General features: G+C 49.2%; 15 protein-coding genes. 12 read left to right on the forward strand and 3 right to left on the reverse strand.

Going from position 1 to position 24250, the window contains the following annotated elements:
- Positions 1 to 17 precede the first annotated feature (17 nt).
- The gene (locus BV405_RS02840) at positions 18 to 320 is read right to left on the reverse strand and encodes a DUF6482 family protein (protein WP_086479320.1); all 303 of its coding nucleotides are present in this window, start codon (positions 318 to 320) and stop codon (positions 18 to 20) included.
- A 430-nt stretch (positions 321 to 750) separates the two neighbouring features.
- Here BV405_RS02840 and BV405_RS02845 point away from each other — a divergent pair, with 430 nt between their 5' ends.
- Genes BV405_RS02845 through BV405_RS02855 form a run of 3 tightly spaced genes read left to right on the forward strand, consistent with a single transcriptional unit; the run spans position 751 to position 8343 of the window.
- Positions 751 to 5472: a response regulator gene (locus tag BV405_RS02845; RefSeq protein ID WP_086479321.1), complete on the forward strand. Its 4722-nt coding sequence runs from the start codon at positions 751 to 753 to the stop codon at positions 5470 to 5472.
- A 2-nt stretch (positions 5473 to 5474) separates the two neighbouring features.
- Complete coding sequence (locus BV405_RS02850) at positions 5475 to 7109, forward strand: CheR family methyltransferase (RefSeq protein ID WP_086479322.1); 1635 nt, start codon at positions 5475 to 5477, stop codon at positions 7107 to 7109.
- A gap of 37 nt (positions 7110 to 7146) precedes the next feature.
- Positions 7147 to 8343, forward strand: coding sequence for a response regulator (locus BV405_RS02855; protein WP_086479323.1), 1197 nt, complete (start codon positions 7147 to 7149; stop codon positions 8341 to 8343).
- A gap of 84 nt (positions 8344 to 8427) precedes the next feature.
- On the opposite strand, the gene BV405_RS02860 is transcribed toward BV405_RS02855, so the two are convergent.
- Positions 8428 to 9849, reverse strand: coding sequence for an aminotransferase-like domain-containing protein (locus BV405_RS02860; RefSeq protein ID WP_086479324.1), 1422 nt, complete (start codon positions 9847 to 9849; stop codon positions 8428 to 8430).
- A gap of 369 nt (positions 9850 to 10218) precedes the next feature.
- Here BV405_RS02860 and BV405_RS02865 point away from each other — a divergent pair, with 369 nt between their 5' ends.
- A complete protein-coding gene (locus tag BV405_RS02865; protein WP_086479325.1) occupies positions 10219 to 12069 on the forward strand; it encodes a methyl-accepting chemotaxis protein in 1851 nt (616 codons plus the stop codon).
- A 188-nt stretch (positions 12070 to 12257) separates the two neighbouring features.
- Here BV405_RS02865 and BV405_RS02870 read toward each other — a convergent pair whose 3' ends face one another.
- Positions 12258 to 12908, reverse strand: coding sequence for a response regulator transcription factor (locus BV405_RS02870; protein ID WP_140054446.1), 651 nt, complete (start codon positions 12906 to 12908; stop codon positions 12258 to 12260).
- A gap of 133 nt (positions 12909 to 13041) precedes the next feature.
- On the opposite strand from BV405_RS02870, the gene BV405_RS02875 reads away from it, so the two are divergent.
- The 8 genes from BV405_RS02875 to BV405_RS02910 all read left to right on the forward strand — a co-directional run bounded on the left by BV405_RS02875 (position 13042) and on the right by BV405_RS02910 (position 24161).
- On the forward strand, positions 13042 to 13386 hold the full coding sequence (locus BV405_RS02875; protein WP_086479327.1) for an Hpt domain-containing protein: 345 nt from the start codon (positions 13042 to 13044) through the stop codon (positions 13384 to 13386).
- The gene (locus tag BV405_RS02880) at positions 13383 to 15170 is read left to right on the forward strand and encodes an ATP-binding protein (RefSeq protein WP_086479328.1); all 1788 of its coding nucleotides are present in this window, start codon (positions 13383 to 13385) and stop codon (positions 15168 to 15170) included. The genes BV405_RS02875 and BV405_RS02880 overlap by 4 nt, the downstream gene beginning before the upstream one ends.
- Complete coding sequence (locus BV405_RS02885; RefSeq protein WP_086479329.1) at positions 15160 to 15549, forward strand: response regulator; 390 nt, start codon at positions 15160 to 15162, stop codon at positions 15547 to 15549. Before BV405_RS02880 ends, BV405_RS02885 begins: the two co-directional genes overlap by 11 nt.
- Before the next feature lie 192 nt (positions 15550 to 15741).
- Positions 15742 to 17523: a diguanylate cyclase domain-containing protein gene (locus BV405_RS02890; protein ID WP_086479330.1), complete on the forward strand. Its 1782-nt coding sequence runs from the start codon at positions 15742 to 15744 to the stop codon at positions 17521 to 17523.
- A 172-nt stretch (positions 17524 to 17695) separates the two neighbouring features.
- A complete protein-coding gene (locus BV405_RS02895; RefSeq protein ID WP_086479331.1) occupies positions 17696 to 19027 on the forward strand; it encodes a cobyrinic acid a,c-diamide synthase CobB in 1332 nt (443 codons plus the stop codon).
- Positions 19028 to 19090: 63 nt separating this feature from the next.
- A complete protein-coding gene (locus tag BV405_RS02900) occupies positions 19091 to 20041 on the forward strand; it encodes a 5'-nucleotidase (RefSeq protein WP_086479332.1) in 951 nt (316 codons plus the stop codon).
- A gap of 573 nt (positions 20042 to 20614) precedes the next feature.
- Positions 20615 to 22348, forward strand: a complete 1734-nt coding sequence (locus BV405_RS02905) for an ATP-binding cassette domain-containing protein (protein WP_086479333.1) — start codon at positions 20615 to 20617, stop codon at positions 22346 to 22348.
- A gap of 91 nt (positions 22349 to 22439) precedes the next feature.
- Positions 22440 to 24161, forward strand: a complete 1722-nt coding sequence (locus BV405_RS02910; protein ID WP_086479334.1) for a BCCT family transporter — start codon at positions 22440 to 22442, stop codon at positions 24159 to 24161.
- Positions 24162 to 24250 lie beyond the last annotated feature (89 nt).

Raw genomic sequence — 24250 nt, forward strand, 5'->3', positions numbered from 1 at the left:
AGGATAACGACCAGCAGTTACGCTGACATCGGGATACGTGCCAGATGCGGTTCGTCATAGGTGGCAACTCGACCAATCACTTCATCATGGGCAACATGCTGGATTAGAGTGGCTTGTTTAACGCCGGCCTGAGCCAATGCCTGTCGAGCCTGATCCAGACTACGGAAAATCAAAGGGCGATTACGCCAGTTCAGCAAACGGTGAGACTCGTCACCGGTCTGGATGCGGATGCCGTATTGGCTATGTGTCGCGTGGGTTACGATTTCTGCTTCCAGCTCTGCACCGCTACGGATTAGTTTTTTCAGTTCTTTAAATTTCATCATCAGACTCCTTCTTCATTATTTGCAGCCTGATAGCCTTCATAAGACGTCTCTATGTTTTACGTTTCTGTTTAGGGCTACTTTTTTTATGGATTTTAATTTTTATTACCGCCAAGGCCTTCGTTACCATTTTCAGGACGGTTTTACGGACTTTTGTCATTTTCCGATCACTAAGACATCCCAGCTATACAGAAAGTTCCAAGCTGAGATGCGTTATCTGTAGTTATATCGACTGGCAAGAAACAAAGCTAATCAAAGGATCATTTCTGACCCTAGTATTGCACCTCAAATCCAGCTGTCGCTGCTACGCTTAAGAGATATGGATTTACTTCAGCGAATGCAAATATAAGCTTCTATTTATACCTATTTAATGTATCTTTGATGCATAACTATAACAACTCAATCTTCTGAAGACCTCAAGGACTCCGCCATGAAAACCCTAAAGGCATACTGGTCCCGCTTATCCCTCAAATCCATGATGACATGGATCTTCACCGCTATTTTTGTTCTGTCTGTTGCTTATGCCGGTGTCGCACTGTGGCTCACCACGCAGAACAACATAAACCGGGCTACTTCTGTTAAAGAGGCGGAGATACTCACCGGTATTCAGAAACTTAATACCGGTATTCTGCAGGCAGAACTTCAGAGCTATCAGTTACTGCAAACCCGTGACGACAAAGATAAACGTCAGCTGATTGCTGCGTTGATTCAGCAGATGGCTGGTATCGATAAAGAGCTGAGTCATATTGAGCCATTACTGCACCCTGAGATGCAGACGGCATTCAACACCTTTAACCAACAGTTTGGGCTGTACCGGCAACAGATGTCTCAGTTTCTGGCCCTTTCTGATCAGAACCGAATGACAGAAGCTGAAGGACTTTTTAACAAGCCCCTTGGCATCAAAATGTATCTGCGTCAATTGGATGAGCTGCTTAATCAATTGAACAGTCGTCAAAGCACCATTAACGAAGAGGCTAAGGCTATCTCTGAAGCCTCCCACAAAGATGCACAAGTGGTCATCGCCAGCCTGTTTGCGGTGATGATGCTGATAGGTTATCTGTTTTCCCGTATTACGATCCGAGGGGTACGTAAACCTCTTCGCGTTGTCGGCCATGTTATGGAGTCACTGCTCAAACGGGGGCATCAGACGCTGCCGGATAAGTCCCAGTTTCCCGATGAGATCGGCCAACTGCTCGGTCACGCGGAATATCTGAAAGCAGAACTGCACGAGATTGAAAACCAGCGTTGGATCAAAACCCATATTTCAGAGATCAGTACCCAGCTGCAGCAACTGGAAGATGTCCGTGAACTGTCTCAACTCTTTCTGAAACTTCTAGCGCCCCTGATTCATCTGGGACAAGGCGTGTTTTATCTGTTTGATGAAGATACTGAACAGCTACAACTGATCGGCGGCTATGCCTTTAAAGAGCGTAAACAACTTAATACCCGCCTTAAACCCGGTGAGGGGCTGGTAGGTCAGTGCGCTCTGGAGCGGGAAGTCATCATTATCACCAACCCACCGGAGGGTTATCTCACCATCAGTTCTGGTTTGGGCGAGGGCAAACCGGCCAATATCGCGGTGTATCCGGTATCCCACAATGGTCGTCTACTGGCGGTGATTGAGCTGGCCAGCTTCGTGCGCTTTGGTGAGGTAGAACAGGCCTTTATGGAAGGCTTAATGCCGATTCTGGCGATGAACCTTGAAATTCTGGAGCGCAGTCAGAGAACCCGTCAGCTGCTGGAAGAAAGCCAGCATCAGGCAGACAAAATGGAGCGTCAGGCCGCACAACTGGAAGAACAGACCGTTGAGATGGAAGCTCAGCAGCGCGAGATTAAAGCTGCAGAGGAGCGCAGCCGTCAGATTCTGGAAGCGGTTAAAAGCGGTATCGTCGGTTTGGATCGTGACGGTAATATCACCTTTGCCAATCCCGCAGCATACGAAAGTCTGGGTTATGACGAGGCGGAATTCCTTGGTCAACCTTTTAGTCGTCTTCTGCAGTTCGCTGATGCCAATGGTAATCCGCAGGCGATTGATGAGACCGCAATCTACCGGACTACACAGGATGGTGAACCCCGCAGTAGCGACGATGAGGTGCTCTGGAAAAAAAATCAGCTCGCGTTACCCGTGGAGTATTCCGCAAGCCCTGTGTTCTCCAATAACCATCTGACCGGTGCGGTAGTGGTGTATCGGGATATTACGGAGCGCAAACAGGCCGAAATGGCTCTGAGCGACGCCGCTGAAGAACAAGCGGCAATTTTTGAGTCCGCCACCCTTGCCATCGTATTGTTGAAAAATCGCGTTGTGCAGCGGGCGAACAGCAAGCTGGCGGAGCTTTTTAACTGTCCTCACGAGAAACTGATCGGTCAGAATACCCGTGCCTGGTACCCGAATGAAGAAGCTTATGAACTGGGCGGTGTAGCCTATGGTGAACTGGCAAGGGGAGAGGTGCACCAACGCGAGCAACAGCTGATGCGCAGTGACGGCACCTTGTTCTGGTGCCACCTCAGCAGTCGGGCGATCGACTCCAGTGATCTGTCCAAAGGTACTGTGTGGATGCTGGAGGACATCTCTGAGCGTAAAGAGTCGGAAGAGAAGGTTAATGCCTATTTTGAGAACTCCAGCGATGGCCTATTAGTCCTAAGCCCGGACAGAGGCTTCATTCATGCAAACAAACGTGCCGCTGAAATTTATGGTTTTGATGATCTTGATGCCCTGCTGAAATGCGGGCCTATTGATCTGTCACCGAAGTATCAGCCGGATGGCGAGTTATCCAGCGAAAAAGGCAAAAACCATGTGGCAAACGCACTTTCGCAAAGTGAGCCTTATCGATTCGACTGGTTGCACCTCACAGCGAAAGGGAAGGAGGTACCCTGCGAGATCACTCTGGTTCCCATCACTCTGAAGGGCAAGCCTAATCTGATTGTCAGTGTCAGGGATATTACCGAGCGCAAAGCCGCTGAAAGAGAGATGCTTAAAGCCAAAGAGCTGGCAGAAGAAGCCACTCAGGCGAAAAGTGATTTTCTGGCCAATATGAGCCATGAGATACGAACCCCCATGAATGCGATCATAGGAATGTCGCATCTGGCTCTGCAAACCAATCTCGACAGCCAGCAGCGTAACTACGTGGAGAAAGTCCACAGCGCGGGAGAAAACCTTCTGGGCATCATCAATGAGATTCTGGATTTCTCCAAAATCGAAGCCGGTAAAATGTCCCTTGAGGCAACAGAATTCCATCTGGATGATGTGATGGATCATCTGGCCAATCTATTGGCCATCAAAACAGAGGAGAAGGGACTTGAACTTCTCTTTAACACCCGGCCGGAATTACCCTCAGCATTAATTGGCGACCCTCTTAAGTTGGGGCAAATCCTGACGAATCTTGCTAATAATGCGGTTAAATTCACCGAACAGGGCGAGATTGTTATCAGTATTTCGGAACGTCAGGTGGTCGATAATGAAGTCGAGTTGCATTTTGAAGTCCGTGATACCGGTATTGGGATGACAGAAGAACAGCTCGGCAAGCTGTTCAAAAGCTTCAGTCAGGCCGACGCTTCAACAACCCGTAAATACGGTGGCACCGGCTTGGGTCTTGTGATCTGTAAAAAGCTGGTGGAACTGATGGATGGCGAGATCTGGGTGGAAAGTGAATACGGTAAAGGAACCAGTTTCCATTTCACTGCACGTTTCCGACTGCAGAGTAACCCACTGCCACGGCGCATGTACCGGTCGGATGAGCTGAAGGATCTTCGCGTACTCGTCGTCGATGATAACCCCTCTGCGGGCGAGATTATCGCTCGCCTGATTCAGAGCTTTGGCATGAAGCCGGACATCGTCAGCTGCGGCCTCGAGGCTGAAAAACGCATTCTTGCCGGAGACACCTTTGATCTGCTGTTGATCGACTGGAAAATGCCAGAGCAGGATGGGGTGCAGACTCTGAAAGCTCTGAAGGAGAATAGCGATATTCAATGCCCACCAGCCATCATGATTACCGGCTATAACAGGGAAGAAGCGCTGGCAACGGCTAAGGCGCATCAGGTGAAGTTTGCTGCAGTGATGACCAAACCTGTGACGGCATCTAACCTGCTGGAGGCGATAGGACATGCTCTGGATAAAGGTGTCGTTCTGGAAGCAGAGACTCAGCAGCAGGCGACCGCATCCGATATCGATTTGTCAGGTAAACGTATCCTGCTGGTGGAAGACAACCCGATGAACCAGGAGCTGGCGCTGGAGCTGTTGCGACAGGGCGGTATGGATGTTGAATTAGCGAACAATGGTCAGGAAGCCCTCAATAGGCTGCAAGAGGATACAGCATTTGATCTGGTGCTGATGGATTGTCAGATGCCGGTTATGGATGGCTACGAAGCCACAAGACAGATCAGAAGCACCACGGAGCTGGCGCAATTGCCCATTATCGCCATGACCGCGAACGCCATGAGCGGCGACAAAGAAAAGGTACTTGAAGCTGGAATGAACGATCATCTGGGCAAGCCTATCGATGTTGACCTGATGTATCGCCTGATAGCCAAATGGACTAAACGGGCGGATAACACTGAAAACACCCCGAACCCATTTTCCGGCCTTTATGGCATCAATACAGAACTGGGTCTGAACAACATGATTCAGGACGCTGAACTCTATCAGCGTATGCTGATCATGTTCTACGAAAGCCAGAAAGCGTTTAGGGAGAACTTTGAAGCGGCCTGTAATGACCCGGACCAGACAGCAGCGGGGCGCTACCTGCATACCCTGAAGGGAACCGCTGCCACCATAGGGGCTGAACAGCTCTATCAGCTGGCAGCTCCACTGGAACACTTGTGTCTGGAGCTATCTCCTGATGATGAGACGTTCCAATCGCAACTGGCAGAAATGGAAACGGAACTGAACAAGGTAATTTCCGGAATTGAAGCGCGCTTTGCCTCTGGCGATCAAAAAGAGCAAAGGGATGATTATCCGCGACACAAAGCACAAGCGGAGTTTGATGAACTGGTACGTTTACTGAAAGAAAGCGATGCGGAGGCGATTGAACATCTGGAAAATCTGCAAAAGCATCTTAGCCCTGAGGAAACGTGCAAACTTAAACCTCTGATCAGGGCGGTTGAAGCCTTCGATTTTGATCAGGCCCTTGAGTTTCTGCAGGAGCATCCGTTCTGAGCATGAGTACAATCGCCCAATTATCCGGGGATACAGCACTCCAGACAGAGTCTGAACCGCTAAAGCGGGTGATAGGAATCGGCGCATCAGCAGGCGGACTGGATGGTTTTTTGTCGCTTTTTTCGGCGTTGCCGGTTATCCCGGATACTGCAGTCATCATTGCACAGCACATGGCCAGAGATGAACATGCTCAACTGGTTCTAAGCCTGCTAAATCGCGAGGGGCTTTGGCCCGCTCAGATCCCGAAAACCAGTACGCCTCTTCAGGGAGGACACCTCTACCTGTTACCTGCTGAGAAGGATGGGGTTGTACTGGATGGTCTCCTGATGCTGGAAACTCCCTCCAATGACAGCTATTCCAGCCCCTCCGTAAACCGCTTGTTTCGTTCACTGTCGGATCAGTACGGGGCCAGATTGTTGGGCGTTGTTCTTTCCGGCGCAGGTTCTGACGGCGCATCGGGCTGTCGTGCTATCAAACAGGCGGGAGGCGAAGTCTGGCTGCAATCACCAACCGAAGCCGCCTATAACTCTATGCCCTTATCTGCAGCAGATGCTGTAAAGCCTGACTTTGTCGGCACTATTGCCGAACTTGCCCACGAACTTCACCAATTAACACATACCGTCGATTCCTCCCGGATACTGCCCCCCTCGCTGAATGGAAAGGATCAAACTCAGCTCATTTCGGCAGTAAAGGCACAAAACAATGTTTTTACAGGAAAGTCCCGCTCTGACTCAATAGCGCTCCAATCAGACTCAAAAGCGTTCCAATCAGACAAGGCTCTGGGATTAAGCCCCTGCGATGAGGGCAACTTCGGGGAGTTAGAACAGATTACAGCGCTGATCTTTGAGCACACAGGTATCGATTTTGCCGGCTATAAACGGGAAACCCTGTTAAGACGGCTGGAAAAACGTAAATCTCAGGTCATAAGTAAAGTCGGCAATAAAAGCACTCAACCGGAGTATCTGGATTATCTGCAACAGCATCCCAGTGAACTTGAGATTCTTGAACAGTGTCTCTTGGTTTCCGTGTCATCCTTCTTTCGGGATGCCGAGGTTTTCCAGTGTCTGAAACCAGCCATTGCATCGCAGGTAGCGCATAAAAGAGAGCAGATTGCCTTGGGCAAGGACTCTGCAGTCTTCAGAATTCTGGTGGCGGGTTGCGCAACCGGCGAAGAGGCATATTCATTGGCGATGCTTTGCCGACAACTGGAGCTGACAATCCCCGTTGAGATCACAGCCGTAGATCTCAACCGTGAAGCACTTCAGATCGCAGAAAAGGGGCGTTATCCGGCTAAGAAAGTCTCTGAACTGCCGCAAGAGCTGCTGAATCGATACTTTGATCGGCTTGGTGATGAATACCAGGTCAAAAACCTGCTTAAAGAAAAAGTACGTTTTATTCAGGGAGATATCTTTACCAAATATTCAGATCATCTCTTTGATTTGGTCTCCTGCCGCAACCTCATGATCTATCTTAAAAGAGAGCAGCAGGATGAACTGGTCGCTCATCTGCACGAACAGATGAAGGCCAACTCAACACTGGTTATCGGACTAACAGAATCATTAAGCCCTGTTGGCCAGCAGCTGTTTTTAACGACAGATTATTTTCATCGGATTTTCAGACGCCGCAAAACTGACTGACCTGTGGTGTAACCCGAGGCAATAGGAGTGTTGTTTTATGACATTAGCGGGCGGACATTGGATCGAGAAACCCACCATTCTGGTTGTCGATGACACACCTGACAACCTGACATTGATGTCCGGTTTATTAAAAGACCAGTACAGAATAAAAGTATCCAACAGGGGCGCAAAAGCGCTGGAGATCGCATCAACGCAGCCGCAACCGGATCTTATTTTGCTGGATATCATGATGCCCGAAATGGATGGCTACGAAGTCTGCGAGCAACTTAAGGCCAACCCTGAAACCGCTCACATTCCAGTGATTTTTCTGACCGCTAAAACCGAAACGGAAGATGAAGCCCATGGTTTAGATCTCGGTGCAGAAGATTACCTGACCAAACCCGTCAATCCGGCGATTCTTATGGCCCGGGTTAAAAATCATCTGCAACTCAAATCCCATGCGGATTTTCTTAGGGATAAAAACCTGTTTCTGGAACAGGAGGTACGTCGCAGAACTCAGGAGGTGACCCAGGTTCAGGATGTGACCATCATGGTTCTGGCCTCTCTGGCGGAGACACGGGATTCTGACACCGGCAACCATATTCGCCGAACCCAGTATTATGTTCGCGCACTGGCGGAAAAACTCCGGGATGAGCCTCAGTACCAGACCTTACTGACCGATCAATACATCGACATTCTGTTCAAATCGGCACCACTGCATGATATCGGCAAGGTAGGGATTCCTGATCGTATTTTGCTTAAGCCGGGGCCTTTTGAGGAAGATGAATTTGAGATTATGAAGCGGCACCCTCTGTTGGGACGCAATGCAATCGAACATGCCGAAGCTCAGTTAGGCATCGAAGTGGACTTCCTGAAAGTCGCAAAAGAGATCGCCTACAGCCATCAGGAAAAGTGGGATGGCAGTGGTTATCCCGAAGGTCTGAAAGGCGAGGATATTCCCCTATGCGCACGACTGATGGCGCTGGCGGACGTTTATGACGCCCTGATCTGTCGACGGGTCTACAAAGAACCCATGCCCCATGAGGAAGCCGTTGAGATCATCAAGCAAGGCAGTGGCAGCCATTTTGATCCGATTCTGGTGAAACACTTTGAAGCGATCCAACAGGAGTTCACCGCGATTGCTGCTCGTTTCGCCGATAACGATGAAGATCTCAGGCAAAAAGCCAATCAACTTGAAGAGTTTCGGGCTGTGGCTCTGGACGGAATGCAACCCAAACAACCGGAATGTTCATAGCGGTTCTTGCCGTAGCCTAGGCGGTCGAGATCACTGGCCTCTTGAAATCCCTGACTTGATGGCATCCTTTGATTATGAGGATACTTAGGCTTCAGTGGCAAACAGCGTATCGAAAAGCACCGAAAGCGCTTTTTTTCTATCCGCTGTCAGTGGCTGAGCAAAACTCAGGCGAAGATAGTTGTTATAAAGCCCATGGGCTGAAAACAGAGTGCCCGGGGTCAGCAGAATCCCTTGCTCCCTGAGGGATCGATAGGCTTTCTGACTATCACAGCTTTCCGGTAACTGAACCCAGATACACAAACCACCTTCCGGCTGACTGAACAAGACTCTGTCTCCCCAGTTATTCGCCAGCAGATTGATCAGTTCATCTCTCTGTTCCCGCAGTTTTAAGCGGAACTGATTCAAATGACGCCGGTAATGTCCTTCTGAAATAAACTGAGCCAATCCTTCCTGAACCGCCTGAGGGCTGGCCAGTTGGGTAATCAGCTTCATCTGAACCGCTTTGTTATGCAAAGGTCCGGCAAGGATCCAGCCCAGGCGCAAATCCCGGGACAGACTTTTTGAGAAAGAACCGCAAAGAATGACACGCTGTTCATCACTATTATCCAGAGACTTTAAGGGGCGGGTAGAGGGGGATGAAAATGCCAGATCCCCGTAAATATCATCTTCAATCAACCAGAAGTCATGCTCTGTCGCCAAAGACAACAAGCGTTTTCTGCAGTCATCACTCAGACAGGCTCCTGCCGGGGTTCCGAAATTCGGTGTCACCACACAGGCTTTAATCGGCCAGTGTGTCAACTTTTCCGCCAGTTCATCAACATCCAGACCATGAGCAGAATCTGATGAAATCTCGATAATATTCAGCCCCAGATGCTCCATGATCTGCAGCACACCATAAAAGGCCGGTGATTCAACGGCAACGGTATCCCCGGGTTGGCAGGTCGACATCAACGCAATAAACAGACTGTGCTGGCATCCCGTTGTGATACAAATCTCGTCAGCAGAAACCATTAACTGCCGGTAGCGAAACTGGTCGGAAAGGGCTGCCCGAAGGGATGCTTTACCGGCAGGCTCATCGTAATAACCGGATTTCTGTTCTGGCTTATGACGCATCTGACGGCTGATCAGGCGATTAAGCACGATGAGTTGTGATGAGGCATCTTCCTGATCTGCAGCGGGCAGAATATCGAAGGCGGCACTTCGGGTCATGATGTCCTGAAAAATTGCCGGAACGGAGACAGGCGCTGGCACCTTAGGCGTATCAACCCGAATCGGCTTAGGCCGCTCCTGCTCAGGATAACGCACAAAATAACCGGATTTTGGCTGAGCCTGTACCCAGCGATCCGCTTCAAGACGGTGCAGCGCATGCAGCACAGTGGCTTTGGACAGCTCATAGTGACTACAGAGCTTTCGGATTGAGGGCAGGCGATCCCCGCTTTTAAGATAGCCGGAGCGTATCTGCTGTTTCAGTTCCTGCTCAAGTGCCTCATAACGATAGCGGGGCATAATCTGCGCCTTCTCAGTAGCCTGGGGAAGTTTTTAGTTTCAAATTGATCGAAAACCGAACAATTGACCAAAGACAGGCATTGTACCTCTATCTATCTGTTTTTTAACATCTGTGCTTATCCCAGGTTCATAGACTCGTATTTAAGCGTAAGAACTGTTTGTCGAGCATAAGAAATGAGAAGTAATTTCATCAACTACATAAGTCAGCTTAAGGTCTGACGCAATGTAATAAAAATGTAATATTTAACAGTGAAAGATTTAGTCAGAATCTAAACCCCTCTGTGCTCGACCGACCAAATATCCGATGCTTAATCCCTGATTTTTGTAGGATCTTCCTATGGTTTACCCCGCATCAATAGGGACTCATCGATGACAATAAAACAAAAACTTTTGCTCAATACCTCTGCTGTTGCCATCGCCATGGTGGCGATGTTCTCTCTGCTATTCTGGACCACAGGACAGATTGAAGAGCTCGGCCATGGCGAAGCGCTGGCAATGGAATTACAGACCGATATTCTTGAGATGCGGAAAGATGAAAAGGACTTTATCACTCGTCATAACCACAAATATGTTGAACACTTCGACGAGAAAGCAGCCCACCTTGATCAGGTCGTTGTTCAACTGAAGCACCTGTCCGACGCCTACGACCTTAACATCACGGAACTGGACGGCTTTAAACAGAGTTTTAAAAACTATCAGACACGCTTTCATGCCGTCGTAAAGGCTAAAGAAGAGATCGGCTTAGACCACAATTCAGGCCTACGCGGACAACTTCGCTCCAGCATCCACGAGGCAGAAAAGTTACTTGTGGCTGATAACGATAAAGACACCCTGATCGATCTGCTGCAGCTTCGCCGCCATGAAAAAGACTTTATGCTTCGTCTTGATATGAAGTATGCCGTTAAGTTTGATCAGGGTATTGCAGACCTGAAGTCTGACCTTGAATTTAGTACTACAGATTCCTCCGTGCTAAAAGCATTAATGGCTTATGAAACCCAGTTCAGAGCCTATGTTGCAGCGAATCAAAAACTTGGACTTGATAGCTATTCCGGTCTGCAAAGTCAGATGCGGGAGAGCGTTCATCAGGTTGAAACTCTGTTGGGCCCAACCCTTGAAAAAATTCAGACCGAACTGGATGCTAATCTGCAACATGCCAGAATGATGGGGATTCTGCTGTTTATCTCCCTGATGGGAATCATTCTGCTGATCTCATACTTTATTGGCCGCTCTGTATTTCTGCCGATTCAGAAAATTCAGCAGGATATTCGTAATATCGATACCCATCGTGACCTGAGTCTGCGAGTACATCATCAGGGGAATGATGAGATCAGCCAAATGGCACAGACGCTAAATGTAATGCTGGAAGGCTTCCAGAAGGTGATCACACAGGTTAATCGTGCGGTGATCAAGATGAACGAACGCACCGAACAGCTTTCGGCCAATGCCAACAGCACATCTGCAGAGCTGCAACGCCAACTGTCTGAAACAGACCAGATCGCCGCAGCGGTAACCGAGATGGTTTCAACCATCGAAGAAGTCGCCCGTAATACTGAATCTATGGCGGAAAATGCCCAGACAACCCATAACGATGCCCTGAACAGCCAGAAAAAGGTTCAGGTTATCATTAACAACATCCACAGCATGTCCGACCGTCTGGAAGGCTCTGCAGACTCTGTTAACGAGCTGTCCCAGCAAAGTCAGACAATTGGCAACGTACTGAATGTGATTCAGGAGATTGCAGAACAAACCAACCTGCTGGCTCTGAACGCTGCGATTGAGGCTGCCCGTGCAGGTGAACAGGGAAGAGGCTTTGCAGTGGTAGCAGATGAAGTACGCGCGCTTGCTGGGCGTACCAGTGATGCGACCCACGAAATATCAGGCATCATAGGCTCTCTGCAGAATAAAACGGACAGCATAGTTTCCCTCATTACCCATTCAAGAGAAGAGGGGATTAACAGCCGTGAACAAGCCGTCTTTGCAGATGAAGCTCTGCGCGGGATCACACAGGATGTAACACACATTTCTGATCGTGCGGCACAAATTGCGGCGGCGATTGAAGAGCAGAGTTGCGTCGCCAACGAAGTCGGTCAAAACGTGATCAATGTACGGGATATTACCGAGGCGGCAGCGGCATCCGTAAGACATAACGCTGAAGCCAGTCATGAAATATCAGAAGAAGCTGACCATCTGTATCAGGTCGTTTCTGAGTTCAAGGTATAGCCGTTCAGAAGAGAGGCTTACCAAAACCTGCCAGCACTTTTCTCCTGCCAGCACTATTCTTAAGTTCCGTACCGATATTAGAGGGAGTTTTCATTCAGAAAACTCCCTTTTTTGTCGCGATGTTGGGGAAGTCACATATAGAAATATCAAGTCTGAGGGAAAACGAATCAGGAAAAATAAAGCCCAATTCAGTGGATCTGAAGCTTATAGCCTGTGCCATAGAGATTCTGAATCTCCAGCAGCTCATTGAGATCAGCCTGAACAATCTTTTTACGCACCCGGCTGACCAGAACATCCAGTGAGCGGGTATTATCCGGCTCAGCTCCCCAGATCGTCTCAATCAGATCAGATCGGGGAATCGCTTTCCCCAGGTTCTGATAAAGGGCCTCCATCAGAAGAAACTCTTTTTTCGACAAGGGCACCGATTGGCTACCAATCTGAAGGCTTTTATCACTGATCTCCAGACGATTCAGCGGTTGCTGATGACGGCGAGTTACTGCATGGATTCGGGCTAAAAGAACAGTTTTACTGACTGGTTTGATCAGAAAATCGTCAGCGCCCGAGTGCAGAGCTTCAGCTAACTGCTCGTCACGCCCACTTGAGGTGATAAACAAAATAGGAGGGGCCTGATGAACAATCTTTTTCAGCAGTTCAAGGCCGGAAAGCCCCGGTAACTGCCAATCCAGCAGAATCAGGACAAAATCAGATAGCCTTAGTGGCGACTCAAGAAAAGCCTCAGCCGAATTAAAAGCCTCACACTGATAGCCATAGCTTTTCAGCCATTGAGCAATAATAAAGCTCTGATCCGGATCATCTTCAATTATGGCAATTCGTCGCAAAGGGATAACCTTTTGTTTTAGAAACAAAAACGGGCATATAGTATAGTTTCCCAGTCAGAACTCAATCCTACGGCAGTACGATAATTAACCAACATGATGAATATCATGTTCGGACATAAAACAGGTCAACGAAATGACACCAGAAGAGCTGCAGGCACACTTTCGACAACGCCTTGAACTGCGCATTAAGGCGTTGGAGTCTATCTTTCCGCCAAACCAGCCCCTTATCAATGAGAGCTGTCTTGGGGGACTGATTGAGTTTCTGCACAAGCTTTCTGGTGCCGCAGGACTCTACGGCTTTAACCTCTTATCAGCACATGCGAAGGAAGCTGAAAGCACGGCCCTTGACTGGCAACAAAACCTGTCTCAGGCCGGTATAAACAGACACACTCAAAATGACGTTCAAGCCATCTTAAGCAAACATCTGAAAGACCTTCATCAGATGATGCAGTCTGAGCATCAGGCTTTTACAAAGTGAAATCACTGACACTTACCAACAAAATTCAGTTAAGTCTCGTTGCCGGCTTTTTTATTGCGGTTGGCTTTGCCGTACTGATTATCCATCTGCTGGTGGGACGGGAGATGCTGAAAGAGTTCTGGCACAGCAACCAGCATGAAGTGGAGCATATTCTTAATCATCTCGATGCTTCCTTCAAACACGATCAGCGGCTGCTTGAAAACCAGGCTCTTCAGTTAACCCGGGATAATCAATTGTTGTCTACAGACGAGTTGATCCATGAACTGGGGCACTCATCAGGCCGTTACTATTTCTCAGAACAGCTTGTGATCACAACCGGTGGAACCGTTGTTGCTGATCTTCCCCGCAAGCCGGGGCGGCTGGGAGCTGATTACAGCCGTAAGCCCTATATCAACCATGTTATCAAAAGTCCTGCCTTCATCAGTGAACCCATTGGTCCGCGCTCTACGAATAATCCGGTTGCGATCGACTTCCATGCCCCAATTCTTAACTCGCAGGGCGATCTGGTAGGGATTCTGACCGCCAGAAAGCCTTTTACCACTCAGGATGTCCCCAGCTACGCATTGCATAGTGCCGGTAACCGGCATACGCACACCTTGTCATTTCTTCTGGATGGCCAACAGCAGAAACTAATCGAGGTGATCGACAAACAGACGATTCTCAGTCCTCTGACGCAGCATCCTCAGGGGGCTCTGCTGCATAAAATTCAGAAAATGCCTGACCAACAGGGACGGGCAAAAGATCTGTCCGGGCGGGTCTGGGTTTATACCAAGGGCTATTTCTCACCGATGGGTTGGCTGTATATCAGTCTGACCCCGGAGAAAAAGGCACTTGAGCATATCTACAAGGCGCTGATCACTTTTAGCTGTGTATTGGTGCTGGTCTTGTTATTACTGGCTGCTTTGCTGCATATCAGCATTAAAAAGCACATGACGCCGCTGCAGGATATCATCACTCAGCTTCAGGCCAGAATGCGGGAAAAGAACACCACTAAGCCTATTCTTGCCCCGGATGAGCCCGAGTTTCAGCCCTTGGTTGCCACCTTTAACGAGCTGCTCAGAGAACGTGAGCTGCAGGAAAAAAACAAGGACGAGTTTCTGGCAACCATCAGTCATGAGCTGAGAACGCCTCTCACATCTATCAAAGGCGCTTTAGCCTTTATCAAACCGGACACACCGGTTCAGGATCGTTTGCTGGATATCGCCAGTCGTAACACTGACCGAGCGGCACTGCTAATCTCGGATCTGCTGGATTTGGCTGCCATCACCAAAGGAGAGCTAAGATTAGTTACAGATGTTTATGATCTGAGCTTTTTGATTGATCAGGTGCTGGAAGAGATCACTCCTTATGCCGCCGAACAAAAGATCACCGTTCAATATCGTCAGCCGGATCAGTTTCTGTTGGCGAAAGTCGACCCGGATCGCTTTAAACAGGTGCTGACCAACCTGTTGTCCAACGCGATTAAATTTTCTGATGAGGGAGGTGAGGTCTTTGTCGATCTCTCCAAGTTGGAGAGTCAGGTCAGAATCGGTGTTGCGGACCGGGGGCAGGGTATCCCCAATGCTTTCAAACCCTATATTTTCCAGCGCTTTGCTCAGGCCGAACAAGGCTATAAAAAACAGCGGGCAGGCAGCGGTCTCGGGCTTTCGATATCCAATGAGCTGATCAAAGCCATGGGCGGTACGCTTGCATTTAACTCTATCGAAGGACAGGGCAGCTATTTTTACTTTGAACTGGCAGAGGCCAAATCACCGGCCACTCAGGAGTTATCACATGATGCTTGATGTTCTTTGTGTCGAGGATGATCCGGATATCCGCTTCATACTGGAGTTAGTTGCAGCAGAGCAAAGCGATATCTGCTGCCGGTTTGCGGAAGATTCTGCCAGTGCCAAAAAACTGATCCAGCAGATGCCACCTCAGCTGATGTTGCTGGACAGGATGCTACCGGATCAGAATGGGCTCGATTTCCTCGCTGAGCTACAAAATGACCGTTCAATGCCTTCCATTCCCGCCATCATCATGTCCGCGCGATTAGAAGACCTTAAAGTCAGAAGTTCTGCTCTGGCCGGGGTTATCGGTTTTATCGAAAAGCCCTTTGATGCACCACGCCTGTTTCAGCAAGTCATTCAGATCTGGCAAAACTATATGGCCCAACCCGGATAACAGGCGGAGCGCTATGTTCTGGGGATAACAATAACGACATGGCTAACTTCATCAGCAATGTAACATTTCAGAAACTTATTCTGTCATCTTCAATCATATAGCCTTGTTTCTACCTGAGGAGTTAAGGATAGTCCTGCTACCTTTAGCGCTTAACCTTACAATTACCTCAGAATAAGAATTTAAAGGCCTGTTATGTTCTTTTATCTTTGGATTGCCGTCGCTTTCAGCCTGCTTTCAGGTATTGCGCTGGCTCTTTGGTTGGTCAAACTTCACAGAGATCAGACACGCCTTGAACTGGATACTCCGGTTAACTATTCCGCGCTTATCAGTAGCAACGGGCAGATAACGCCTCTGGATACCACGTTTGCCAATGGCGAAATGACCAAAACCCAGCTGCCACTATCCCGTCCACAGCGTCATACCGTTATTTCTGAAGCTCAGATTGTGATGAGTGAGCAACAGGCTCGTTCTCTGGTGCTAAGATCGTCAGGCATTCAACCAGGCAAACTGGCGATCCGCCTTCTGCCTTTCCCCAACAATCAGGTCATGATGATTGTTAAACACTGCCAGGATGTGCAGAAAAAATCCCTGAACAGCAAAAAGAATGCCTCCAGTAATTTAATATCCGATTTAGGTCAGATCACATACCAAAGTGAGCTGGGAATGGCTCTGGTAGACAGCGACAACCGTATCATTCAGGCCAATACCAGTTTCAGTCGTATTCTGGGGCTTGAGATCGGAAAGTCTATCAGCGAGGCACTGGACTCTCCTTACGTAAGCTTTTTTGATGACCGAGGAATCCCGCTTACCTATGCTGGTTTTGCGCCGATACAGGCTCAGCTTCTGCAACACAATGTTGAACGCCAGCTGCTGGAACTAAGGGATAAAATCGGAGGCAAAAGTCGTTGGGTGCTGATTCACGCCCGTCCGGTTCAGATCAACTCCGGTCAGATTCTGATCAGCTGCAGTGAGATAAATCTGCCCACAGATCAGATCCATTCCCATGGTACAGGTCAGCTACAGGATCTGATTAACAGCCAGTTAAAAACCGGTGTATGGGAATGGAACTGTGAGAAAAACGAAGTTTTTTGGGACAGTAACTGTTGTGAAATGCTGGGTTATCTGCACAGTGAGGTGACCACGGATTTCATGACTGAAATCTATCAGGCCGATGACCGGCAACGTGTATTAGCCGATATTCAGCGTTGTCTCGAAGAGAAAGCTCCTTTTGTTATTCAGCAGCGCATGCGTAACGCAAAAGGGGAGTGGGTCTGGATCGAGTCCCGAGGTTGTGTTGTTGCGACCGATGCTGAAGGTCAGCCAGTTCGCATGATCGGCACCAACAGCCTGATTCAGCAACAGAAAGATGCTGAATCCGCCAATGTAAAAGCTCAGGAAGAGCAGAAGAAACAGATCCGTCAGATGGCGCACTTTGACCACCTGACAGGACTCGCCAACCGTTCTCTGTTTGAATACCGGTTGAGACAACATATCAGAAGCCATGAATCCAAAAGCTCAGATACTAAGGCCAATGCAACTGCGCTGATCATCTTCTCAATTCACGGTATCAAAAGCATTAATCGGGAATTTGGCCACGATACCGGTGATCTGATGCTGAAAGAGGTCTCACAACGGCTGACCCTCGCTTTGTATAATCAGGAAACCGCTGCCCGCATCGGCGGAACTCAGTTAGGTTGCATCCTGAAGCATCCTCTTGATGAGGCTGCTCTGATCGACAGGGTAGAAACCCTGCATAGTGAACTAGCGCGCCCATACGCTTACAAAGGCACTGAATTAGATATCCGTATCTATACCGGATATTGCCTGCAGACCACAGAGGCCCTGAGCGTGAAACACTGGTTTGATCAGGTTCAGACCGCACTGGCTAACGCACTTAAGAAACCAAACCGGATTGCCGGTTGTTCTTCTGTAAAAGGCACTGTGATGAACAAGGCCGAAAGCGAGTTCTCCTAGTAACTTTCTGCGCACTTTTCGAATAGGCATTATTTACAGAGAACTGCATAGAACCGTTTTATACAGAAGCCCCGGTAAAAGTGTTGATCCCGATTACAGATAACCTCAAACTAAGCGGCTAATGCTAACAGCCTCTTTTTTGAGGTTTTTCTTTATCGAGATTACGATTTTCATGCCATCTTCCCATCCAGATTCTGCCGTTCAATGTCCGGCACTTTTCATCGCAGCACCGCATTCCGGCTGCGGTAAAACCACCATTACCGCTGCTATTGCCCGGGCTTATCGTCTACAGGGCAAAGTGGTTCGTGTCTTTAAAACAGGCCCAGATTATCTGGACCCTCAGATTCTGAGCCAGGCCTCCGGTGAGCCGGTTGAGCAGTTGGATATGTGGATGGCCGGTGAAGATTACTGCCAGCAGATGCTGTTTAATGCTGCCAAAGAGGCCGATCTGATTCTGGTCGAAGGGGTGATGGGGCTGTTTGATGGCACGCCATCCAGTGCTGATCTGGCGGAACGCTTTGGGATTCCCCTGGCTCTGGTGATGGACGTAAAAGGCATGGCTCAGACTGCTGGTGCCATGGCGGTTGGCCTTGCCGGCTATCGACCTGCGTTACAGTTTGCCGGTCTTATTGCTAATGGCTGTGCCAGTGAGCGCCATCGTGAGCTGATTGAAGAAGCCTTACCGGAAAGCTTTCCGATTCTGGCCACTCTGGCTCAGGATGAGCAGATGTCACTGCCTGAGCGTCATCTGGGACTGGTTCAGGCGGAAGAGGTGGCTGACGAGCTGGAAGTCCGGATGAACTACGGAGCATCACTGCTTAAAGGCCAGAAAATTCTGGATCTGCCAGCTGCGGTAAACTTCTACCCAACGGAAGAACAGGTGCAGGATTCCGCTCTAAAAGAAAAGCCCCTTCAGGGTAAGATGATCGCCGTAGCCAAAGATGCCGCTTTCAGCTTTATCTATGACTCCAATCTGCGCCTGCTGCAACAGTTGGGTGCCGATTACTGCTTTTTCTCGCCGCTTAAGGATACTGAACTGCCTGAGGCGGATGGTTTGTGGTTCCCCGGAGGCTATCCGGAGCTGCATGCTAAAACCCTGTCAGAGAACCTTTCACTGGCTAATCAGATCAAAGCTTTTCATCAGTCCGGCAAACCGATACTGGCGGAATGCGGAGGCTTTCTGTACTGCCTCGACACCCTGACAGATCTGGATGAGAACACCTATCCTATGTTGGGGTTGATCGGCGGAGAAGGGGCGATGCGCGGTAAGCGGGGCTGTCAGGGCATGCAAACCGCACCACTTCCAGAAGGGGATATTCGTGGTCATGCACACCACAAATCTTTGAGTCATAACACGCCTGAGCCGCTTGCTCATGGCCGCCGACAGCGTCACCCGGCTCCGGGAGAAGCGATCTATCGGGATAAAGGACTTACCGCTACCTATCTGCACCTCTTCTTCGGGTCGAACCCGACCGCTGTCGCTAATCTGTTCAGCGGAACATAAGGTATTCTTACGGAATAACACTTTTTTACCCATTGAAAGCTTTACCCACTGAAAGGAATTCAGATGCCATTTCCCATTGAAGATAAGCTGGTGATTGCGGTTTCCTCCAGCGCTCTGTTTGACCTGTCCGAGTCCGATCAGGTCTTTCGGGAGCAGGGGCCAGCCGCCTACAAGCAGTTTCAGGAACAGAACCTGAACAAGGTTCTGAAACGGGGCGTGGCCTTTCCTTTCATCCGGCGTTTTCTGAGCTTTAACCAGCGTTTCCCCACTGAGCAACCGGTTGAGGTTGTTTTACTGTCCCGAAACTCGCCTGCCACGGGCAAACGGGTATTTCGCTCGATTGAGCATTATGGCCTTGGAATCTCCAGAGCAGCCTTTGTCAGCGGTGCCTCGCCATTTTCCTATATTCCGGCTTTTAACGCGTCTTTGTTTCTCTCCGGCAACGAGACCGATGTTCGATCAGCGGTTGTAGCAAGCTATCCCGCTGGCTTGGTATTGCCCTCCAAGGTGAAAGACGACAGCTCAGATTCAGAGCTGCGTATCGCTTTCGACTTTGACGGAGTTTTGGCGGATGACGAATCAGAAGCGGTTTTCAAAGCCGATGGTCTGGAGAAGTTTCAGGAATACGAACAGCAGAACCAGAACAGGGTGCATAATCCCGGCCCTTTAGCCGACCTGTTCCGAAAACTCGCTGCCCTACAAGCTCTGGAAGAAGCGGAGCTGAGTAAAGATCCAAACTATGAGCGGGTGCTGAGAACCTCGATTATCACCGCCCGAAGCGCGCCAACCCATGAACGGGTGATAACGACGCTGGAAAGTTGGGGCGTTTCTCCCAACGAAACCTTCTTTCTGGGCGGAATGGATAAGAGCCGTATTCTTGATATTTTCAGACCGCACCTGTTCTTCGATGACCAGACCAGTCATCTCAACGCCCGAAATCTGGCGATGGTGCATGTGCCTTTTGGCGTGGCGAATGCTGCTGGGAATTCAGTTCCGCAGGCAGAGGATGTTTAGCTTTCCCATGGGAAAGTGCTTCGTCGTTCCCCTAAGAACTATCATTGGCCCTTTAACTGTCTTACCAACTAATATGTCGTTATTTGCTAAAGCCCGATAATTTTGATCCAATAGCCGACCTTAGAAAAAAGAGCCCCAGAGAAAACAGCGCCACTCAGGAAACAAACACTCTCTTGTTTCTGTTTTCCTGATCTTCACATTGTTCCATCCCTTCCGGAGTATTCGCCATCATGAACAACTAAGCCTGTTTACCGATTTTTATGGTGCTACAGGATTAGTGTGTCTGCTTTGGCTGATACTCGCGTTACCCTAAACTCTTCTTGCTGTTTTTTTACTGAACTGAACTGAATTGATCTAGACCTAGCTGAACTGTCTTTATCACGGTTTAGCCGTGTAAACGCTGTTGGCGAGGTCAAGTTTTTTAAAGGTTTGATCATTTAAAGGCTTGATCAGCGTTTTCTTTCTGTTCCGTGCCTGTATCAGTAAACCATCAAGTCCCTGTAGCCGTCTGTTTCATCGCCTTTGAGATTAACTCGTGGGCATGAATCGTTAAGATAATGCAGAGGGCTTGTTATGCCTGATTTAAAACAACCGAATACACAACACAATGTTCAAACCGCTCTGATTACTCATCAGCTGACGTACCAGCTGCCAAACGGGGATCGTCCGTTTCCCGAGCTTAACCTGACGCTCTCCGATGGCATTACAGGCCTGGTTGGTCGCAATGGCTGCGGCAAAACGCTACTGGCACAGCTATTGGCAGGTACTGTTGAACCCTCAAACGGCCATATCGATTACTGCGGCCTTACCCCCGAGCAGATTGGCTACTTCTCTCAGCTGGATGAGTTTGAGTCAGCAGGCGACACTATTTTATCGATCGCAGACTATCTGGGGCTATCGGAAAAGCTGGAAGCCCTTGCAGCTATCGAGCAGGGAAGCAGTGATGCCCATTGGTTCGAATGCTTAGGGGATGACTGGTTAATCCGGGAGCAGCTGAATGAACAGCTCCTGGAGCTGAACCTGCCGCTAAATCCCGAGTATCCGGTCAGCCAGCTTTCTGGTGGTCAACATACCCGATTAAGACTCTGGCGACTTTTCAGGCAAATGGATAGCTACCGACTATTGATTCTGGATGAGCCCACGAACCATCTCGATCAACAGGGAAGAGAGTGGTTGATTAATCAAATAAGAGCCTTTCAAGGCTCGGTGCTACTGATCAGTCATGATTTCACTCTATTAAACAAAGTTGATCGCATCTGGGAGCTGGATAGCAGAGGTATTACCGAATACGGCGGTAATCTGATTTTTTATCAGCAAGAGAAGGCACAGCAGAGTGCTGCGTTACAGCGACAGAAAGCTGATCTTGATAAAAGCATCCGCAAGCAAAACGCTGAACATCAGAGAAATCTGGAGAAAGCTCAACAAAAAGCCGCTCAGGGCAAACGCCTGAGAAAAAGCGGCAGCCAGAGCAAGTTACTGCTTGATGCCAAAAAAGAGAAAGCAGGCGGGCACCTGAAACCCCTGAACCGTCGACAAGCCATTCACGAAGAAAGATTGAACAGCCATAAAGAAAGCCTTCGGGAGAAACTTGCTGAGGAGATCGATATTCAGATCTGTTTGGATGGTAATGGATCGGGAGCCGCCAGCCAAAGCCGAAAATCCATCGCCAGACTTATCTCCTATCACTTACCTCGAGGGAGTAGCCAGCCGATCAACCTCCAGCTTTTCAGTACAGATCGCTGGTATCTCATGGGCTCTAATGGCAGCGGCAAATCGACTCTGTTCAGGCTCCTTGCCGGGCAATTGCCTGAACAAACCATTAATTCTTCAGAGCAGAACCCATCGAACTCGAAAGTTCAAGAGCAGAGTTTCAGCAGTCGCAGGGAGTGTTTTCTCTATCTGGATCAGCATTTCAATCTGCTGAGTAGCAGAGGAAACCTCATTGAAACCTTGAGAAACGCCAGCCCGGAATTAACAGAGTCCGAAGCCAGAACTCTGTTAGCCGGTATAGGTTTCCGGCGGGATAAGGTGTTTCAGAGCACAGAATCTCTCAGTGGGGGCGAGAAGATGCGTCTCGCTCTTTTGCTACTGGCACAAACTAACCAAACCCGTGATGAACGCCCATTTCTGCTGCTGGATGAACCGGACAATCACCTCGACCTGAATGCTAAACATCTGTTGGCTGAAGCCTTAAAAAGCTATTCCGGCGGCTTTGGCCTTATCTCTCACGATGTTGCTTTTGCTCAAGCCTGCGGTATCACATCGGAGTTCGAGCTGGTGGACGAAACAAAACTGATTAAACCTTGAATATCCCAATATTTTGTTTAGGGTTATAACCAAATTTCTGCAGAGCATTTGCTCTGATTCAAACCCGAGAACAAAACTATAAGGATTTATGATGTACAATCAGGCCCAGAACGGCTTGTTCAAAGGGATGAATCCCCGAATGACGCAGGTTTCGATACTTATGGTACTGATCACTTTGGTGATGGGTAGCTTGTTTAACGAAACCAGTGCCAGGGGTATTGAAGCGGCGCGTAGCTGGCTAGATCCCTTTCTGGAATGGTATTACGTGCTTCTCGTCGCCTTTCTGCTGTTTTTTATGATCTGGCTCGGAACCGGGCGTTATAAAAAGGTGCGCCTTGGGCGAGACTGGGAACGCCCTGAATTCACCTTCTTTGCCTGGATCAGCATGCTGTTCGCTGCGGGCACAGGTGTCGGTATTCTGTTCTGGTCAGTAGCGCAGCCGATTATGCAGCTGGGAGATAACCCTTTTGTTCTTCCCGGAACCCCGGAAGGGGATGCTGCTGTTGTGGCAATGCGCCTGTCTTTCTTTCACTGGGGGGTAAACGGCTGGGCTATTTTCTCCTTTGTCGCGCTGACCATGGCTTATTTCTCCTACCGCCATGACCTGCCGCTGACAGTTCGTTCCGTGCTTTATCCCATTCTGGGAGAGCGGGTAAGAGGCCCACTGGGTGATTTGGTGGATCTGTTGGCGGTATTCGGTACGGTTTTCGGTATCGCCACCACGCTGGGGCTGGGTGTTCAGCAGATGAATGCTGGCCTGCATCAGGTATTTGCTCTGGAAAACTCCACCACACTTCAACTGACCGTTATCGCTGTGATTATGTTTATCGCGACAGCATCTGTGGTATCTGGCGTATCCCGTGGTGTCCGCATGCTCTCTGAAATGAACTTCTGGCTCAGTATCGCAGCTGTCCTCTTTATGTTGCTACTCGGCCCGACCCAGTATCTGATCGGTGTCACCATTGAGGCAACCGGTGACTATATTCAGTCGCTGATTCGCATGACCTTTCACACCAATGTGACACAGGGAGACAGCTGGCAATCCGACTGGACCGTATTTTTCTGGGGTTGGTGGCTAGCCTGGTCACCTTTTGTCGGCATGTTTATCGCCCGTATCTCTCGGGGGCGTAGCTTTGGTGAGTTCGTCATGGGGGTACTACTAGTGCCGACCATTATCACCATAGTCTGGATCGGGCTGTTTGGTGGTACAGCTCTGTATCAGGAGCTGTTTGGGGCCGGAGGTGTCGTCGCTGCCGTACAGAATGATGTATCAACCGCACTTTTTGTCACTGTTGAAGGTATGGAACTGGGTGTCTTTACACCAATTATTTCAACCCTGCTCATCGTACTGATCGGCACTTACCTGATCACTTCAGCTAACGCGGGAACCCTAGTAATTAACACGATTCTGTCCGGAGGGGATGAAGATCCGCCGTCAGCACATCGTATTTTGTGGGGCATCTTTCTGGCATTGCTGACGGCTGTACTGCTGATCGCCGGAGGACTGGATACACTCCAGTCTGCTGTTATTACGGCTGCAATGCCTTTTTCCGTTGTTGTTATCTGCATGATTATCGGTTTGTTGAAAGCTCTTTCGGATGAACGCTTTGCACCACGCCACGGTGAGCTAAGCCCATCTCCAGCTGAGCCTTGGGCGATTACGGATGATATTGAGAAGGTTACGGAAGAGGCCGAACAGAAAGCGGAAGAAAAAGCCCTGAAGGAAGCTGCTGAGAAAGAAGCTGAACGTCTGAAAGCTCTCGAAGCAGAGCGTCACCAACAAGAAGGGGAAGATGCACTGTTAAGGCGTTGAGTCCAGTTTAAAACTCTGATTAAAGCCCTTCGTGTACAGCAAGTTGCAGGTGCCCGAGGGCTTTTTTTTAGGTTAAAATTCAAATACTG

This window comes from Oceanospirillum sanctuarii (assembly GCF_002150805.1).
Classification (GTDB): Bacteria; Pseudomonadota; Gammaproteobacteria; order Pseudomonadales; family Halomonadaceae; genus Oceanospirillum; species Oceanospirillum sanctuarii.

Coding starts and splice junctions, on each gene's coding strand:
- BV405_RS02900 (WP_086479332.1), top strand. CDS start 19,091: ATGCCATTTCCCATTGAAGATAAGCTGGTGATTGCGGTTTCCTCCAGC.
- BV405_RS02860 (WP_086479324.1), bottom strand. CDS start 9,849: ATGCCCCGCTATCGTTATGAGGCACTTGAGCAGGAACTGAAACAGCAG.
- BV405_RS02875 (WP_086479327.1), top strand. CDS start 13,042: ATGACACCAGAAGAGCTGCAGGCACACTTTCGACAACGCCTTGAACTG.
- BV405_RS02845 (WP_086479321.1), top strand. CDS start 751: ATGAAAACCCTAAAGGCATACTGGTCCCGCTTATCCCTCAAATCCATG.
- BV405_RS02895 (WP_086479331.1), top strand. CDS start 17,696: ATGCCATCTTCCCATCCAGATTCTGCCGTTCAATGTCCGGCACTTTTC.
- BV405_RS02910 (WP_086479334.1), top strand. CDS start 22,440: ATGTACAATCAGGCCCAGAACGGCTTGTTCAAAGGGATGAATCCCCGA.
- BV405_RS02885 (WP_086479329.1), top strand. CDS start 15,160: ATGATGCTTGATGTTCTTTGTGTCGAGGATGATCCGGATATCCGCTTC.
- BV405_RS02855 (WP_086479323.1), top strand. CDS start 7,147: ATGACATTAGCGGGCGGACATTGGATCGAGAAACCCACCATTCTGGTT.
- BV405_RS02850 (WP_086479322.1), top strand. CDS start 5,475: ATGAGTACAATCGCCCAATTATCCGGGGATACAGCACTCCAGACAGAG.
- BV405_RS02840 (WP_086479320.1), bottom strand. CDS start 320: ATGAAATTTAAAGAACTGAAAAAACTAATCCGTAGCGGTGCAGAGCTG.
- BV405_RS02905 (WP_086479333.1), top strand. CDS start 20,615: ATGCCTGATTTAAAACAACCGAATACACAACACAATGTTCAAACCGCT.
- BV405_RS02865 (WP_086479325.1), top strand. CDS start 10,219: ATGACAATAAAACAAAAACTTTTGCTCAATACCTCTGCTGTTGCCATC.
- BV405_RS02890 (WP_086479330.1), top strand. CDS start 15,742: ATGTTCTTTTATCTTTGGATTGCCGTCGCTTTCAGCCTGCTTTCAGGT.